Origin of the sequence: Streptomyces canus, from assembly GCF_030816965.1 — a bacterium.
Lineage (GTDB): Bacteria > Actinomycetota > Actinomycetes > Streptomycetales > Streptomycetaceae > Streptomyces > Streptomyces canus_E.
In genome coordinates, this window is record NZ_JAUSYQ010000002.1 from 7,843,462 (window position 1) to 7,859,936 (window position 16,475).

Annotated in this window: 11 protein-coding genes; 5 read left to right on the forward strand and 6 right to left on the reverse strand. The window is 68.8% G+C overall.

The window, feature by feature from the left end; all coding sequences use genetic code 11:
* Window positions 1-65: 65 nt before the first annotated feature.
* The 6 genes from QF027_RS36995 to QF027_RS37020 all read right to left on the reverse strand — a co-directional run bounded on the left by QF027_RS36995 (window position 66) and on the right by QF027_RS37020 (window position 8,073).
* Window positions 66-2,120 carry a family 43 glycosylhydrolase gene (locus QF027_RS36995; RefSeq protein ID WP_307079537.1) on the reverse strand — a complete coding sequence of 685 codons (2,055 nt, stop codon included), beginning with the start codon at window positions 2,118-2,120 and terminating at the stop codon, window positions 66-68.
* Window positions 2,117-3,022 (reverse strand): carbohydrate ABC transporter permease, encoded by a 906-nt coding sequence (locus QF027_RS37000; protein WP_057611022.1) that lies wholly within the window; start codon window positions 3,020-3,022, stop codon window positions 2,117-2,119. The genes QF027_RS36995 and QF027_RS37000 overlap by 4 nt, the downstream gene beginning before the upstream one ends.
* Window positions 3,022-3,906, reverse strand: coding sequence for a carbohydrate ABC transporter permease (locus QF027_RS37005; RefSeq protein ID WP_057611021.1), 885 nt, complete (start codon window positions 3,904-3,906; stop codon window positions 3,022-3,024). The genes QF027_RS37000 and QF027_RS37005 overlap by 1 nt, the downstream gene beginning before the upstream one ends.
* Window positions 3,907-3,925: 19 nt before the next feature.
* Entirely contained in the window at window positions 3,926-5,260 is a 1,335-nt protein-coding gene (locus QF027_RS37010) for an ABC transporter substrate-binding protein (RefSeq protein ID WP_307079539.1), read from the reverse strand.
* Window positions 5,261-5,644: 384 nt separating this feature from the next.
* Window positions 5,645-6,733 carry a LacI family DNA-binding transcriptional regulator gene (locus QF027_RS37015; RefSeq protein WP_307079541.1) on the reverse strand — a complete coding sequence of 363 codons (1,089 nt, stop codon included), beginning with the start codon at window positions 6,731-6,733 and terminating at the stop codon, window positions 5,645-5,647.
* 326 nt (window positions 6,734-7,059) lie between these two features.
* Window positions 7,060-8,073: a hydroxyacid dehydrogenase gene (locus tag QF027_RS37020; RefSeq protein ID WP_306974834.1), complete on the reverse strand. Its 1,014-nt coding sequence runs from the start codon at window positions 8,071-8,073 to the stop codon at window positions 7,060-7,062.
* Window positions 8,074-8,353: 280 nt separating this feature from the next.
* Between QF027_RS37020 and QF027_RS37025 the strand changes: the two genes are divergently transcribed.
* From QF027_RS37025 to QF027_RS37045, 5 genes are read left to right on the forward strand one after another with little or no spacing between them, the layout of a single operon-like run.
* Window positions 8,354-9,700 (forward strand): extracellular solute-binding protein, encoded by a 1,347-nt coding sequence (locus QF027_RS37025; RefSeq protein ID WP_306974830.1) that lies wholly within the window; start codon window positions 8,354-8,356, stop codon window positions 9,698-9,700.
* Window positions 9,700-10,692 (forward strand): carbohydrate ABC transporter permease, encoded by a 993-nt coding sequence (locus QF027_RS37030; protein WP_307079543.1) that lies wholly within the window; start codon window positions 9,700-9,702, stop codon window positions 10,690-10,692. Before QF027_RS37025 ends, QF027_RS37030 begins: the two co-directional genes overlap by 1 nt.
* Window positions 10,689-11,546, forward strand: coding sequence for a carbohydrate ABC transporter permease (locus QF027_RS37035; protein WP_306974825.1), 858 nt, complete (start codon window positions 10,689-10,691; stop codon window positions 11,544-11,546). Before QF027_RS37030 ends, QF027_RS37035 begins: the two co-directional genes overlap by 4 nt.
* 34 nt (window positions 11,547-11,580) lie before the next feature.
* The gene (locus tag QF027_RS37040; protein ID WP_307079545.1) at window positions 11,581-13,110 is read left to right on the forward strand and encodes a glycosyl hydrolase family 28 protein; all 1,530 of its coding nucleotides are present in this window, start codon (window positions 11,581-11,583) and stop codon (window positions 13,108-13,110) included.
* Entirely contained in the window at window positions 13,107-16,457 is a 3,351-nt protein-coding gene (locus QF027_RS37045) for an alginate lyase family protein (RefSeq protein WP_307079546.1), read from the forward strand. The genes QF027_RS37040 and QF027_RS37045 overlap by 4 nt, the downstream gene beginning before the upstream one ends.
* Window positions 16,458-16,475: the final 18 nt, after the last annotated feature.

The following is a 16,475-nucleotide window of genomic DNA, read 5'->3' on the forward strand; positions in this document are numbered from 1 at the left end:
GAAGTCGGGAAGAGGTAGGGCTTCGCGGGTCTTCGATGTCCCCCTGACTTTCGAAACGCCGAACGCTACCCGCAGCTCAGGCGGAACCCGGTGAAGTCGGCCGTGAAGACCGCGCCGACCAGGTCCACGGCATGGATTCCGGCCATCGCGCCCGTGAACCGGAGCTTGGATCCGTGGTCGTCGGAGAGGCGGGTGAAGTCCAGTTCCGGGCCGACGGGTATTCGTGCGCCGTCACCGTCCACGCGCCAGAATCGGGCCACCCCGTCCTCCACGGTGACGCCGAGCGTGAAGGCGCTTTCCGTCTGGACGTCGACCACGGCCACCTGCCGGGTGCTGCCCTCGTCCCGCTCGACCAGGCTGAGCACGGTCCGTCCGCCGCCCCGCCACTGCTGGCCGCGCTGCTCCTCGCCCTCGGGCTCCGCCCAGGTCAGGTCGAGGGCCAGATAGGACTCGGTGTTGTACCAGAGCACCAGACCGGCGGCCTGGGTGAACGTGGTCGGCCGGGCCGCCACGGTGACCTCGGCCTCCGCCCGGTGCTCGGTGATCCGCTGGGCCAGCAGACTGTGCGCCCACCACGACTCCGGCCCGTGCCGCCCACGCAGCCGGATCCAGCCAGGACGGGCGCCGGCGTCCACCCACGAGGGATCGGGCGCGGCCCGCAGCGTGCTCCAGGGCCAGCCCAACGGGTCGCCCGAGAGCGCGAGTTGCTTGGACGACCGCGGGTGCGTGGGTACGGCGGTCCGGACCGCCGGGTGCGGTTGTGCGGGGGTGTCCGGGTGGGCCTGGGACCCGGGGTGTGCTGGCACGCCGGGCTGGGTCTGCGGCCCTGGGTGTGTCTGTGAGCCGGGCCGGGCCTGCGGCTCAGGATGGGCTGGGGTAACGGTCTGGGGCTGTGGTCGCGGGTGTAGTGGTGCGGTGGTGTCGATTGCCGGGTGTGGTTGTGCGGGTGCGGGGGTCTTGTCCTCTGGTCGTGGGTGGTTCTGTGTGCCGGGCTGGGCCTGTGGCCGCGGGTGCGTTGGTGCGGCGGGCTGGACTGCCGGGTGCCGTTGTGCTGGTGCTGGTGCTGGTGCTGGTGCTGGTGCTGGTGCGCCGAGCTGAGCCTGTGGCCCGGGGTGGGTCGGTGGTGTGCCGGGCTGGGCCTCTGGTCCTGGATGTGCCGGGGCGGCGGCCCCGCCCTCCAGTCGCGGGTGCGTCGATACGTCGACCTCGGTCGAAGGATGCGGACCCCCGTGCCGCAGCCTCGGCCAGCCGTCTGCGTCCCAGGTCACCGCTTGGATGGCCGTCTCACGGCCGAGTGGGCAGCGCGGGCCGTCCGGTGTGTTCAGCGGGCGGGCCGTGAGGTGGCTCAATACCCAGCTTCCGTCGGGGAGTTGGACCAGTTCGCCATGGCCGGCCTTCTGCAGGGGCAGCGAAGGGTCGTCGCGGGACGTCAGCAGGGGCCGCTCGTCCAGCTCGTACGGGCCGGTGATCTCCCGGCTGCGGGCAACCAGTACCCCGTGCTCGAAACCGGTGCCGCCCTCGGCGAGGACGAGGTGATACCAGCCGTCCTTGCGGACCAGCTTCGGTCCCTCGACGAGCCGTTCGTGCTGGAGCAGCAGGTGCGTGTCACCGACCGGCGTCAGCGTCTCCCGGTCCAGCTCGGTCAGCACGATCCCCGCGAAACGCCGGCCGCCGGGGCGGTGGTCGTTCTGGAGGTTGAGCAGCCACAGCCGGCCCTCGTCGTGGAAGAGCGCGGGGTCGAAGCCATGGCTCGCGATCCGCCGCGGTGCCGTCCACTCGCCGACGGCCTCCGTCGCCGTACAGACATAGGTGTCCGTGTCGAAGTACGGCGTTCCGACCGAGCGGACGATCGAGTAGACCACCCAGAACCGCTCGCCGTCCCAGCTCAGGGAGGGGGCCCAGATGCCGCCCGAATCCGGGACGCCCGCAAGCGAGTTGCCCGGGACGGCGCCCTCGACATGGCCCGCGTACTCCCAGTGTGCGAGGTCGCGCGAGCGGTGCAGCGGGATCGTCGGGAACCACTCGAAAGAACTGGTCGCCACGTAGTACCAGTCGCCGACCCGCACCATCGACGGGTCGGGGGCGAAGCCGCGGATCACCGGGTTGTGCAGCAGGGTCACTTGAGGGCTCCGAGGGTGACTCCGGAACGCCAGTAGCGGCGCATCGCGACCATCATGATCGCCATCGGGACGATGGACAGCAGGGCGCCGGTGAGGACCAGACTGGTGAGGTCGACGCCGGACTCCAGCCGTTTGCCGGACCAGTTGTAGAGACCGATGTTGAGCGTCCAGTTGTTCTCGCCGCGCAGCACCGTCAGCGGCAGGAAGAACGCGTTCCAGGTGTTCACGAAGGCCAGCAGGAACACCGTCGCGCCACCCGTGGTCATCATCCGCAGCACGATGCTGAAGAAGATCCTGAGCTCCCCGGCACCGTCGATACGAGCCGCCTCCAGGAGCTCGAAGGGGATCGTGGCCTCGGTGTACACCTTGGCGAGGTACACGCTGAACGGGTTGATCAGACAGGGGATCAGCATCGCCCAGGGAGTGTCCACCAGGCCGATCTCCGAGAACAGCAGGTACAGCGGCAGCGTGAGCAGCGCGATCGGGATCAGGAAGGAACCGACCACGCACGCGAAGACGAGGTTGCGGCCCGGGAAGTCGAAGCGCGCGAGGCCGTAACCGGTTGCCAGCGCCAGCAACGTGCCACCCAGCGAGCCGACACCGGCGTAGAGAAAGGAATTCGCCGTCCAGCGCAGGAAGATGCCGTGCTCGTAGGTGAACAGCTGATGCAGGTTGTCCCACAGATGCCAGCCGGAGAACCACAGGCCGTTGGACTGGTAGAGCCCGGTGCGGTCCTTGGTGGAGGCGACGATCAGCCACCACACCGGAAAGAGGCTGTAGACGCTCGCGAGGGACAGCCCGACGAGCAGAAACCGCTGCCCGCCCCGCGAACGGGCCGCCGGATCGGGCTCGGTGAGACGACGGACGGGCCGGGTCTTCGTAGGTTCCTCGATGAGGGTCATCAGTCGGTCTCCTTCGAGGTGAACCGGTAGAACAGGAAGGAGGCGACGCCGAGGATCAGGGCGAGCAGCACCGAAAGGGCCGCCGCGTAGTGGTAGTTGCCGGCGTTGAACGCCTGGTTGTAGATGATCATGATCGGAGTGAAGGAGTCGCTGACCGTCTGCGGAGTGACGTTCCGGAAGAGCGCGGGCTCGTTGAAGATCTGGAGCATCTGGATGATGGAGAGCATCCCCGTCAGCACCAACGCCCCCCGCACGAACGGGATCTTGATGCTGCGGGCGATCCGCAGCTCGGAGGCCCCGTCGAGCCGCGCCGCCTCGAACAGGTCGCGGGGCACGCCCTGGAGCGCCGAGTAGATGATGACCATGTTGTAGCCGATGCCGTGCCAGGTCAGCAGGTTGCCGATGGACGGCCACACCATCGAGGGCGCGAAGAAGTTCCAGGAGAACCCGAAGATCTCGCCGAGCGGGGTGAGCGGGCCCACGTCCGGGCTGTAGAGGTTCAGCCACACGATCGCGGCGACCACACCGGGGATCATGTACGGCACCAGCAGCAGAATCCGGAACCGCCCGGCCATCCGGGAGCTGAGCGCGTCCAGGAACAGGGCGAGGACGAGACTGACCAGCAGCATGATCGGGATCTGCACGCAGGCGAACAGCACCACCCGCAGCACGGAGCCCATGAACGCCGAGTCGGTCAGCCCCTGTTGGTAGTTGTCCAGACCGGAGAACTCATCGGTCGTGCCACCGAGCCCCAGCCCGGAGGACTGCGACCGGTACAGCGACTGGTAGACGGCGTACCCGATCGGCAGCAGGTACAGGAAGACGAAGCCGAGCTGGAAGGGCACCGTGAAGGCGGCACCCTTCCAGCGCAGAGAGCGAATCATCAGCAGCAGCCCTCAGCCTCTAGCCCTTGACGCTGATGCCGCGGGACTTCAGGTCGTTGACCGTCCACTCCTGCATGTGGGCGAGGAGCTGGGTCACCGTCTGCTCCTTGCTGACCACCTTGGCCCAGCCGGCCTGCATCTCGGTGAACATCGCGGTCCAGTTCGGCCCGAAGGTCCAGTCGGTGGTGACGGTCTTCAGGCTGTCCTTCACGATCTGCTGCGCCGGCTGGTAGTTGTCGCCGAGCAGCTTCTGGGAGATCGCCTCGGGCACGTACGCGTCACTGTCGGCCAGCGCCGGCATCACGCCGTTGCCCGTCTCCGGGTTCGCCATCGTCTTGACCGCGCCGGTGTTCGTGGACATCCACAGGGCGGCCTCGGCGGCCTGCTCCTGGTTCTTGCACCCCTTGGTCACCAGCGTCACACTGCCGGTCAGGTTGGTGCCCGCCGGGGTCTTGGCGGCCTCACCGGTGAACGTCGGCCAGGGCGACAGCCCCCAGTCCCCGAAGGACTTGGTGAAGTTCTGCACCATGCCGGCCATCTGCCACGTCGAGATCTGCCGGGTGGCGGTCCCGCCGTTGTCGTAGTTGCGCTGCACGGCGGCGTAGTCGGCGAACGACAACTTGCTGTTGAGGTCGTTGTCGATGATCTCCTGGATCACCTTGGCGGCCTTCAGCGTGTCCGCGTCCTGGAAGTCCACCTTCCAGGAGTTGCCGTCGATGGAGTACCAGTGCGCCCCGGCCTGCATGGCCAGCACTTCGAGTGTGCTCGGGTCCTCACCGGCGTAGTTGGTGATCTTGATGCCGTGCTTCTTCAGCTCCTTGCCCGCGGCGATGAACTCGTCCCAGGTCGTCGGGGCCTTGATGCCGTACTTCTTGAAGATGTCGGTGCGGTAGATGGTGAAGTTCGGCGACGAACTGGTCGGCACGCCGTACGACTTACCCTGCACCTGCGCGCTCGCCCACGACCCGGTGTTGAACTTGCTCTTCTCGCCCTCGACGTACTGGGTGATGTCGGCGAGCGCGCCCTGCGCGACCCAACTGGTGACGTATTCGGCGGTGTTCTGGACCAGGCAGGGCGCGTTGCCCGCCTTGACCGCGTTGGTCAGCTGCTTCTGCATCGTCAGCTGGTCGGTGACCTTCGTGTACTTCAGCTGGATGTTCTTGTGCGAGGCGTTGAACGCCTTGACGACGGCGTCCTGGCCGTTGGCCCAGCCCCAGAAGGGGAGGGTGACAGGCCCCGACGACTGCGAGTCGCCGGAATCGTCCGACCCGCCGCACGCGGTGAGCAGACCTGACAACGCGAGTCCCGCAACGGCGATGCGGGCGAACCTTCTCCGGGGGCTGCTGAAGTTCATCTGACCGTGTTCCTTCGGAAAGTAGGGCGTCTCGGAGAGGAGAGAGGGGATCGGCGGCTCGGTGTCGGCCGGAAACGGCGGCCGGAAGTTTCATCGGCTCGCGGTTGCGGGGGGTCGGCCCAGCAGAAGCTGTAGTAACCGGTTGCTGGGACGGTAGGCCGACGGCCCTGTGGTTAGCAAGAGGTAGACGGCAATTTGTTACGCCGGTTTGTCCGTGGGGTTAGCCCCGTGTGCGCGTTCCGCGACCGCACGAGACCGGACGTACTGCCAGTTCAGAGGTCTGTGGCTGCGACGAACGCAAGACCCGGCGGCCCGCCGGGGCCGCTCGGGCGAACCCTGATGAGCTGTGGAAACCGTTTACGAAACGATCTCTTTCCTCTGTTGCTAGCGGGGTTGTGCGGGCGGCCGTACGGAGTGCCGTACGACGACATGGGTGCCCAGCACCAGATGGTCCCCGTCGGCTCCCTTGCGTCGCGCCCCGCCGCCTTCACGCCGATCGGCGACGGCCCGCAGGGCGACCCGTCCCATCTCCTCGTAGGGCACGTGGACGGTGGTGAGCTGCGGGGTGAGCTGGGAGGCGAGCGGGATGTCGTCGTACCCGACGATCGACACGTCCTCGGGCACCCGCAGCCCGCCCGCGCGCAAGGCCTGCATGGCACCGGCGGCGACGACATCGGTCCCGGCGAGAACGGCGGTGAAGGCGAGTCCGTCGCGCAGGCATTCCTCGACGGCCGCGTACCCGTGCTCGTAGTCGTAGGGCCCGTGTCGCACCATGGTGGCCTCGAACGGCACGCCGTACGCCTCGAAGGCGCGCCGGGCCCCCTTCAGCCGCCCCTGGGCGGTGGTGAGTTCGGCATGTCCCGGCAGTACGAGCACCTTTCGGTGCCCGGCCGACAGCAGATGGCTGGCCATGGCGTAGGCGCCGCCCTCGTTGTCGTAGTCGACGGTCGTGGCCGGCACGGCACCTTCCAGCGGAGGCCGTCCCACCAGCACGAGATGCGACCCGGCGGCGTCCAGGGAACGGGCGAACCGGGCCATACGCAGCTGGTACTCGTCGTAGTCGTAGGCGCCGCCGAGCAGCACCACGGCGGCGACCCCCTGCTGGCGCATGAGGTTGACGAGGGCGAGCTCGCGCTCGGGATCGTCTCCGGTGGTCCCCACCAGGGAGAGCCAGCCGCGCAGTGTGGCGGCGCCCTCGACTCCCTTGGCCACGTGGGCGAACGCGGCGCCGGTGATGTTGTTGATGAGGATCGCGACGGTGGGTGTGCCGCCCCCGGCGAGCGACCGGGCATGCGCGTTGGTGACGTAGTCCAGGTCGCGCACGACCTTCATCACCTTGCGGCGCAGGTCCTCGGAGACCGGATAGTTCCCGGACAACACGCGCGACACACTGGCCACGGACACCCCGGCCCGCTCGGCCACGTCCCGGATGGTGGCCCGTCCGACGTCCCCGGACGCCTTGCGCTGACTCACCCTTGCGGCTCCTTCACGGTCGTGACCGGGGGCTCCGCCCCATTCGGGTGCGGAAACCGTATCCCATTGTTACTACGGCACGATTCCGACGGCGCAAGCCACAGACGGGCGGCAAGTGCCCACCAACTCGGCCTGCACCCCGGACACCGGCCGTGAGGGAGCCGGAGGGGGCGCGTCGGTGTCGAGAGGCTGAACGCGCGGAGGCGCGCAGCGCCGAGCACGATCGGTCGCTCGACACCGACTGAGGCGCCCCCGGAGGCGACCGAACCAATCTGGTGCGGGCACGTGAAGTACACCCCGCCCAGGTGAAGTGGACCCCGGCCACCTCAAGCCACTCGAGCCATATCCGCATACCGCACCTCATGTTCCAACCCCACCCCCGCCACCAGCCGTTCCAACTCCTCCACCACGATCCGCCCGAGCCGCTCCAGCTCGTTCCCGAGCGACCCGGCGATGTGCGGTGTGAGGAACACGTTGGGCAGCCGGTACAGCGGCGACCCCGCGGGCAGCGGCTCGGGCTCGGTGACGTCGAGCACCGCACGCAGCCGTCCGGAGACCAGCTCGTCGGTCAGCGCGTCGGGATCGACCAGCGCTCCCCGGGAGGTGTTGATGAGCACACCCCCGTCCCGGATCAACCCGAGCCGGGCTCTGTCGAGCATCCGATAGGTGTCCGGAATATCGGGCGCATGCAGCGAAACGATGTCACTGTGCCTCAACAGGTCGTCCAGCGACAGGAGTTCGGCTCCCAGCGCGGCGGCCTCCGCGGGACTCACGTACGGGTCGTGCAACAGGACCGTGAAGTCGAACGGCCGCAGCAGTTCCAGCAACCGCCGCCCCACCCGGGACGCCCCGATGACCCCCACCCGCCGCCCCACGTTCCCCATGGCCGCGGTCTCGGCGGGCGGCGGATACGCATGGGTGGCCCGGAACCGCTCCCGGTGTTCGAAGGCTTCCTTCCCGCACAGGAGGATCATCGCGAGCGTGTACTCCGCGACCGGCAGCGCGTTGCCGGTGACGGCGCTGGAGACGGTGATCCCGCGTTCCCACACGGCGTCGCCGACGAGGGAGCGGACGGAGCCCGCGGCGTGCAGGACGGTCCGCAGCCGGGGCGCGGCGGTGAGGACGCCGGCGTCGAGGCGGGGGCAGCCCCAGCCGGTGATCAGCACGTCGGCGCGGGCCAGGGCGTCCGCCGCGACGGGGTCGGTGAAGTCCTGGACGACGAGCGCGGGGTCGAGGCCGGCGGCCTTGCTCAGCCGGGTCATCAGGGGCGGGGGGAAGAGCAGGGGGAGGTGCACGGGATCCATCGCGAACACGGCCCTGGGTGGCTGAGGGCTGGGCATGTCACTCCTGACGCACTGGGTGGAAACAGTTTCTGAAAACGTCTTCTACAGCAGATCTACCGTAGGTCCGGGCTCCAGGGGTGGTCAATCGCTGAAGAGGCCAGAACGACAACCGGTTTCTCTCCCGGTGCCATATCGGCGAGGTTACAGAGTCTTTTCGAAAGTTCGTCAAGCCTCTTGACGCCGTTTCCGGCCAGGGCCGAAGCTCTGCCCAGCGCGGCAACCGGTTGTCTACCCGTCGCCGCGTCCCATGAACGGACCGATCAGGAGGTGGTGCGCCGTGCGCCCACATGCCGGTGCCGCGGTGAGCCGCCGCCGTTTTCTCTCCCTTTCCGCAGGCGGTGCGGTGGCGGGGGCGGCGGCGCTGAGCGGCTGTGCGATGCGGGTGTCGAGTGCGGTCGGCGGCTCCGGCGAGACCGTCACGGTCATGGCCAAGGCCGACGACATCTCGCCGGAGCTGATCAAGCAGGCCCAGAAGGACATCGGCGTCAAGATCAACACGGTGCTGTACAGCCCCAGCAAGCTGATCGCGATGATGACCAACGGCAACCCGCCCGACCTGGTGCGCGGTGTCGGTGCCGTGGACGCCCCGTACTACGCGGCCCGGGGCGTGATGGAGGACCTGGACCCGTACTTCGCCAAGAGCAGCGTCCTCAGGCCGGCCGACCTGGACCCGGTCAACGACCTGTGGCGTTACGACGGCCGTACCCAGGGCAAGGGCCCGCGCTACGGCATGGCGAAGGACTTCTCCCAGGACTCGATGTTCTGGTACAACACCGCGCTGTTCGACCAGGCGGACGTCGACTATCCGCCCGAGCTGGACCCGGTCACCTACGAGGAGTGGCTGGACAAGGCCAAGCGGCTCACCCGCCGCAGGAACGGCCAGACCACCGTGTTCGGCGGCAGCTACAACGGCGTGCTCACCCCCAACCTCCTGGCGAGCCTCACCGTGGCCGCCGGCGGGAACCTCTTCACCGACGGGTACTCCCGGGTCGACTTCACCACCCCGGAGGCCCGCAAGGCACTGGGCTGGTACATCGACTACTGCCGGACCAAGGTCGGGCCCAGCATCATCCAGCCCGACCCCAACACCTGGGACGGGCCCACCTTCCAGGCGAACCGGCTCGCCATGTCGAACTCGGGCTACTGGCTCGGCGGCCTGATCAACGCGGACAAGAAACTCGCGCCGCTCTCCCGGCTCGCTCCCGCGCCGTACTTCGAGGGCGGCCGACGGGTCAGTCCCTGCCAGGCCGGCACCGGCTTCTGGATCCCGAGCAAGTCGCACCACAAGGACGCCGCCTGGCGGGTCTTCGAGTGGTTCTTCGGCGAGGCACCGGCCAAGGCGCGCGCCTCCGGCGGCTGGGGCATCCCGACCCTGAAGTCGCTGCGTCCGCTGATGCCCGCCCAGGAGGACTACCAGAAGCGGGTGTTGACGGTGCAGGAGGCCGAGCTGAAGCACTACTCGGTGATCGCCTTCACGCCGTACGCCACCGCGGACTCGCTCCTCGCCCTCTTCAACCAGATCGCCCCGGCCGCCATGAACGGCGCCATCTCCGTCGACACCCTCGCGGGGCGCCTGAACTCGGCCATGAACGATCAGCTCAAGCGCGGTAAGGAGCAGGTGTGATGACGGTCGATCACATACCGTCGGTCGCGGACCGGCGCGGTTCCGCACCGGCGCCGGGGCCGGTCACCTCCCGGCCGCACACCTCCATCGCCACCCGCAGGCACCGGGCGTTCTACATGTTCGCCTCGCCCTGGATCATCGGCTTCGCGCTGCTGACCATCGCCCCGATGGCGTACGCGCTGTGGCTGAGCTTCACCACCTTCGACGGCATCTCGCCCCGCTGGCACTACGTCGGATTCGGCAACTACCGCGAGCTGTTCTCCGACTCGCAGACCTGGAAGTCGCTCGGCCGCACCGGCCTGTTCGCGATCACCTCGGTGCCCCTGTCGATCATCGCCGGACTCGGGCTCGCCGTTCTGGTGAACCGGCCGCTCAAGGCACGTGGGCTGTTCCGCACCCTGCTCTATCTGCCGGCGGTGGTGCCCCCGGTGGGCGCGGGGATCGCGTTCAAGCAGCTCTTCGACCAGAACTCCGGTGCGGCGAACGGTGTGTTGAACGTCTTCGGCATCGACGCCCTCGGCTGGCTCGCCGACCCCTACGCCCGCTACGTACTGATCATGACGGTGCTCTGGACCGCCGGAAACATCATGATCATCTCGCTGGCCGGGCTCCAGGACATCCCCCGTGAGCTCCTCGAAGCGGCCCGTATCGACGGCGCGAGCGCCTGGCGGAGCTTCCGCAGCATCACGGTGCCGTTGCTGTCGCCGGTGCTGCTCTTCCAGACCGTGACCGGGGTCATCGCCTCGGTGCAGACCATCATGCCGCTGCTGCTGGCCCCCGACCCGACCCCGGCCGGCATCACCGCACTCCCGCAGTCCAACTACCTCTACATGATGCACGTGTTCGCGGAGTACTTCGCGTTCGGCCGCTACGGCTACGCCTCCGCGCTGCTGTGGGTGCTCTTCGTCCTGATCCTCGTCGCGACCGGACTGATCTTCAAGGCCACGTCCGGCGTGGTGTTCTACAACGTCGACCCGGAGGCGAAGAAGTGACCGCCACCAGCCTCACCCCGAAGCGCGGCCCGCGCCTGCGCGTCAACCGCCTCGTCCTGTACACGGTCCTCGTCGCGATCACCGGCCTGTTCCTCGGCCCCTTCGGCTGGCTGGTCATCTCCGGCCTCAAGACCCCGGCCGAGCTGGCGGCCTCGCCGGTGCACTGGCTGCCCGACCATGTGCAGTGGCACAACATCGCCGACGCCTTCAACCTCATCGACTTCCTCGGCTACGCCCGCAACTCCCTGATCATCGCGCTCATCTACGCCACCCTCGTGACGCTCAGCTCCGCCTGGGTCGGCTTCGGCTTCGCCCGCCTCGAAGCCCCCGGCAAGAAGACCCTGTTCGCCATCCTGCTCGGCTCGATGATGCTGCCCCAGATGATCACCCTGCTGCCGACCTACCTGATCTTCGCCAAGCTCGGCATGGTCGACACGTACTGGCCGTGGGTGCTGTGGGGCCTGTCCTCCGCCCCCTATCTGGTCTTCCTCTTCCGGCAGTTCTTCGCGGGGCTGCCCCGGGAACTGGAGGAGGCCGCGATCGTCGACGGCTGCGGCTACTCGGCCATCTTCTGGCGGATCTTCCTCCCGCAGTCCTGGCCGGTCCTCTCCGCGAGCTTCGTGATCGCCTTCACCTGGACCTGGGGCGACTACATCGCCCCGCAGCTCCTGCTGTCCACGGACCGCACCACCCTCGCGGTCGCCGTCATGTCCACCTACGTCACCTCGGCCGGCACCCCCGTCACCAACCTCCAGGCCGCGGCCTCGGTGATGTACGTCGTGCCGATCCTGCTGATCTTCCTCGTCGCCCAGCGCGGTTTCGTCGCCGGCATGTCGACGACCGGCCTCAAGTAGCCGTCCCCGTACCCCTGTTCGCAAGGAGTTCCGAATGAACACGCCGTTGTCCCGCCGTACGGCTCTCCAGGCGGCCGGCGCCACCGTGCTCGCCGCCGGCCTCACCAACCTGACGGCCACGGCGGCCCGGGCCGACGACACCGCCGCCGTCACGCCGCAGCTGGTCACCTACCCCCGCCCGGCCGCCATGCCGACCAACACCAGCTTCAGGGTGCGGGTCCGTACCGCCCCCGACGGCGAGTGGCAGACCCTCGACATCTGGCGGCCCCAGCTGGGCGAGATCAACCCCACCACCGGGTCGAGCAAGACCTACAACTCCTCGCTGGCGTACTTCGACTTCAAGGGCTCCGTCGAGGTCGAGGTGACCTACCTCAAGGGCGGCACCACCAAGGTCCGGGTGCGGCCGGACTCCTACGGCATCACGCCCGAGGTGCTCGGTGACACCCTGCGCTTCACGCTCGACCAGCCGCGCAACCTCGTCGTCCAGATCAACGACGACATCTTCGACTGTCTCCACCTGTTCGCCCGGGCCATCGAGAAGAAGAAGCCCGCGCAGGACGATCCGGACGTCCTCTACTACGGCCCCGGCGTCCACACCACCGCCGACGGCACCCTGCTCGTCCCGTCCGGCAAGACCGTGTACCTCGACGGCGGCGCCGTCCTCAAGGCGACCGTGATCTTCCGTGGCGTGGAGCACGCCGGGATCGCCGGCCGTGGCGTACTCGCCGGAACCGCGGGCGGCGGGGCCCTCGTGGAGAGTTCGCGGAACATCTCCATCGGCGCCGTCACCGTGCTCAACCCGAACGGCTACGCCGTCCAGCTGGGCGAGGCCACCGGCGTCACCATCAAGGGTCTCGGCTCCTTCAGCTCCAAGGGCTGGGGCGACGGCATCGACGTCTTCTGCTCCAGCAACGTCGTCATCGACGACGTCTTCATGCGCAATTCCGACGACTGCATCGCCATCTACACCCACCGCTGGGACTACTACGGCGACACCACCGACGTCACCGTCCGCAACTCCACGCTCTGGGCGGACGTCGCCCACCCCATCAACGTCGGCACCCACGGCAACACCGACAACCCCGAGGCACTGAAGAACCTGCGCTTCAAGAACCTCGACATCCTCGACCACCGCGAACCGCAGATGAACTACCAGGGCTGCATCGCCCTCAACCCCGGCGACTCCAACCTGATCAAGAACGTCCGCATCGAGGACGTACGGATCGAGGACTTCCGCTGGGGCCAGGTCATCTACATGAAGGTCATGTACAACACCAAGTACAACACCTCGGTCGGCCGCGGCATCGAGAACGTCTACGTCAAGAACCTCAGCTACACGGGCACGAACGCCAAGCCGTCGCTCTTCCTCGGCTACGACGCCCACCACGCCATCAAGGACGTCACCTTCGAGAACCTGGTGATCAACGGGCTCGTCGTCGCCGACTCGATGAAGAAGCCGAGCTGGTACTACACCACGGACACGATCCAGTGGTTCTCCAACGAGCACGTGACGAACCTCAAGTTCATCACCACCGCCGAGGCCGAGGCGGCCGCCGCGTCATGAGCACCGTCCCCTTGAGAACCATCGCTCTGAGCCGCCGGGGCTTCCTCGGCGGCACGGGCGCCCTGCTGCTGGTGGCGGGCGCGAGCGGACTGCTCGCGCCCGGCGCCGCCCGGGCCGCCGACCAGACGTCCGGCAGCCGCGCGTTCACGCACCCGGGCCTGCTGCACAGCGCCGACGACCTCGCGCGTATGAAGGCCGCGGTCGCCGCCAGGCAGTCCCCGGTCTACGACGGCTACCTGGCGTTCGCCGCCCACGCCCGCTCCCAGTCGACGTACCCGATCCAGAACACCGGCCAGATCACCTCCTGGGGCCGCGGTCCCACCAACTTCCAGAACCAGGCCGTCGCCGACTCGGCCGCCGCCTACCAGAACGCTCTCATGTGGGCGGTCACGGGCAACCGCGCCAACGCCGACAAGGCCCGCGACCTCCTCAACGCCTGGTCGGCCTCCCTCACGATGATCACGGGCGCGGACGGCCCGCTCGGGGCCGGGCTCCAGGCCTTCAAGTTCGTCAACGCGGCCGAACTGCTCCGCCACACCGGCTACGACGGCTGGGCGCAGACGGACATCGCCCGCTGCGAGCGGTCCTTCCTGGACGTCTGGTATCCGGCCGTCTCCGGCTACATGCTCTACGCCAACGGCAACTGGGACCTGACGGCTCTTCAGACCATCCTGGCCATAGGCGTGTTCTGCGAGGAGCCCACTCTCTTCGAGGACGCCCTGCGCTTCGCCGCGGCCGGCGCCGGCAACGGCTCCATCGCCCACCGCATCGTCACCGACGCGGGCCAGGGCCAGGAAGCCGGCCGCGACCAGGGCCACGAACAGCTCGCGGTCGGCCTGACCGGGGACATCGCCCAGGTCGCCTGGAACCAGGGCGTCGACCTGTGGGGCTACGACGACAACCGGATCCTCGCCAACTTCGAGTACGCGGCCCGCTACAACCTCGGGGGCGACGTCCCCTTCACCCCCGACCTCGACCGCACCGGCAAGTACATCAAGACGACCGTCTCCGCGATCAGCCGCGGCAACCTCCCGCCGGTCTACGAGATGGCCTACGCCCACTACGCCGGTGTCCGCGGCCTCGACACCCCGTACACCAAGGCGGCCGTCTTCCGCGGCACCGGCGGCGCCCGGGTCGTCGAGGGCAGCAACGACGACCTGCCGAGCTGGGGGACCTTCGCCTACGCGGGAACCACGGCACCCTCGCAGACCGCACCGGCCGCACCCGCGGGGGTCACGGCGGCGGGCGACCGCACCCACGTCACCGTGAACTGGCTGCCGTCCACCTGGGCGACCGGATACACCGTCCTTCGCGCCACACGCCCCGAAGGGCCGTACGAGAAGCTCGCCACCGGCATCGGCAAGCCCACGTACACCGACGACCGGGTGCGCGCGGGACGGACGTACCACTACACCGTCAGTGCCATCAACTCCCAGGGCCACAGCGCTGATTCGGCGCCCGTCTCCGCCACCGCCGGTCTCCCCGAGCCCTGGTCGACCCAGGACATCGGGGACGTCAGGATTCCCGGTTCGGCCGTCTTCGACGGTGAGCGGTTCGTGCTCGAGGCGAGCGGCACCGCCGACACCCACCGGCTCGTCCATCTGCCGCTGCGCGGCGACGGTTCGGTCACCGCGCGGATCGTGTGGCCGCTGAGCTCGCAGTACTCCAAGATCGGCGTCAGTCTCCGGGACTCCCTCGACGCGGACGCGGCCCACGCGGCCATGGTGATCCATGGGCTGCCGCTGCACACCTGGAGCGGGGTGTGGACCGTACGGCCCGCCCGGGGGGCGGATGTCTCCGCCACCGGCAGCACACCGGTCCCGCCCTCGCAGCAGACGGCGATCACCACGAGCGCCTCCTTCCCGATCTCCAGCCTCGGTGCCCTGCCCGAGTCGGCGACCCCGCTGGAGGCCCCGTACGTCGAGGGCGCGGGCGACGGCTACCGGCTGCGCACGCCCTACTGGGTGCGGGTGACCCGCAAGGGCCGCCGCTGCACCGGGGCGATCTCCCCGGACGGCATCCACTGGACCGAAGTCGGTTCCACCGAGGTCGAGTTGGGCCGCACCACGTACGCCGGCCTGCTCCTCACCTCCTGCCTCGGCGTCGACGCGGACTACGCCGAGACCGGCACCGGTGCCTTCGACAACGTCACCGTGGTCTCCTCCTCCGCAGGCGAGGTCTGGTCCGTTCCCAAGCCGGCCCGCACGGCAGGGGACCTGAGGGCGACGACCGGCGCCGACGCCGTCGAACTGGCCTGGACGGACCCGGACCTCTCCGCCCGCTACAAGGTCCTGCGCGCCACGGACTCCGACGGCCCGTACGTCACCCTCGCGACCGGCGTCGGCCCGGTCGGGTCCGGCACCCGCATCCAGTACGCGGACGCCACCGGTACGCCGGGGACGGCGTACCACTACGCCGTCGCGAAGACGAACACGGCCGGACGCGGCCCGCTCTCGGATCCCTCCTCCGCGGTGATGCCGACCCCCTCCCTGTCCGAACTCACCTCCGCGACCAAGGCGTTCGCCAACAAGGGAGTTCCCTTCCGGCACGTTCTGCGGGCCTCCCACGAGCCCGTACGGTTCACCGCCACCGGTCTCCCCGACGGCCTTCGGGTCGACAGGCGCACCGGCCTGATCCACGGAATCCCGCGCGAGACCGGCGAGTTCACCGTCACCACCACCGCCGGAAACGCGGCCGGCGACGGCACCGGAACCCTCACCCTCAAAATCGGCACACCCCCGCCCGCCCCCTGGACGTACGGAGACCTCGGCGACGTGGTCCTCGACGACCGCGCCTTCGGGACGCTGGGCGTGGCCGCGATCCTCACCCCCGGCAGCACCGCCCACGAGGACGGGACCTTCGTGGTGCGGGGCGCGGGGGTGGATCTGACCGTCAACAACCAGGGAATGACAGGGCAGTTCGTACGGCGGCCGATCACCGGTGACTGCGAGGTCACCGCCCGGCTGGTCTCCCGCACCGGAGCCACCGCCGACCGCGTCGGGCTGCTGATGGCGAAGTCGCTGTCACCGTTCGACCAGGCCGCCGGAGTGATCGTCACCGGCGGCACCACCGCTCAGCTGATGCTGCGCAAAACCGTCGCCGGCGCCTCCGCCTTCTCCGGCAGCGGCGCCGTCCGACTCCCCGCACTGCTGCGGCTGAAGCGCACCGGGACCGTCTTCACCTCATCCCTCTCCGGCGACGACGGCGCCACCTGGACCGACCTCGCCTCCGGTGAGATCCCCGGCTTCGGCGACGCCCCCTTCCACGTCGGCCTGGTGGCCTGCTCCCGCAGTCCGCTGGCCCTCGTCACCTCCGAGTTCGACGAGGTGAGCATCACTCCCATCTGATTCCCCCCACGGAACGGA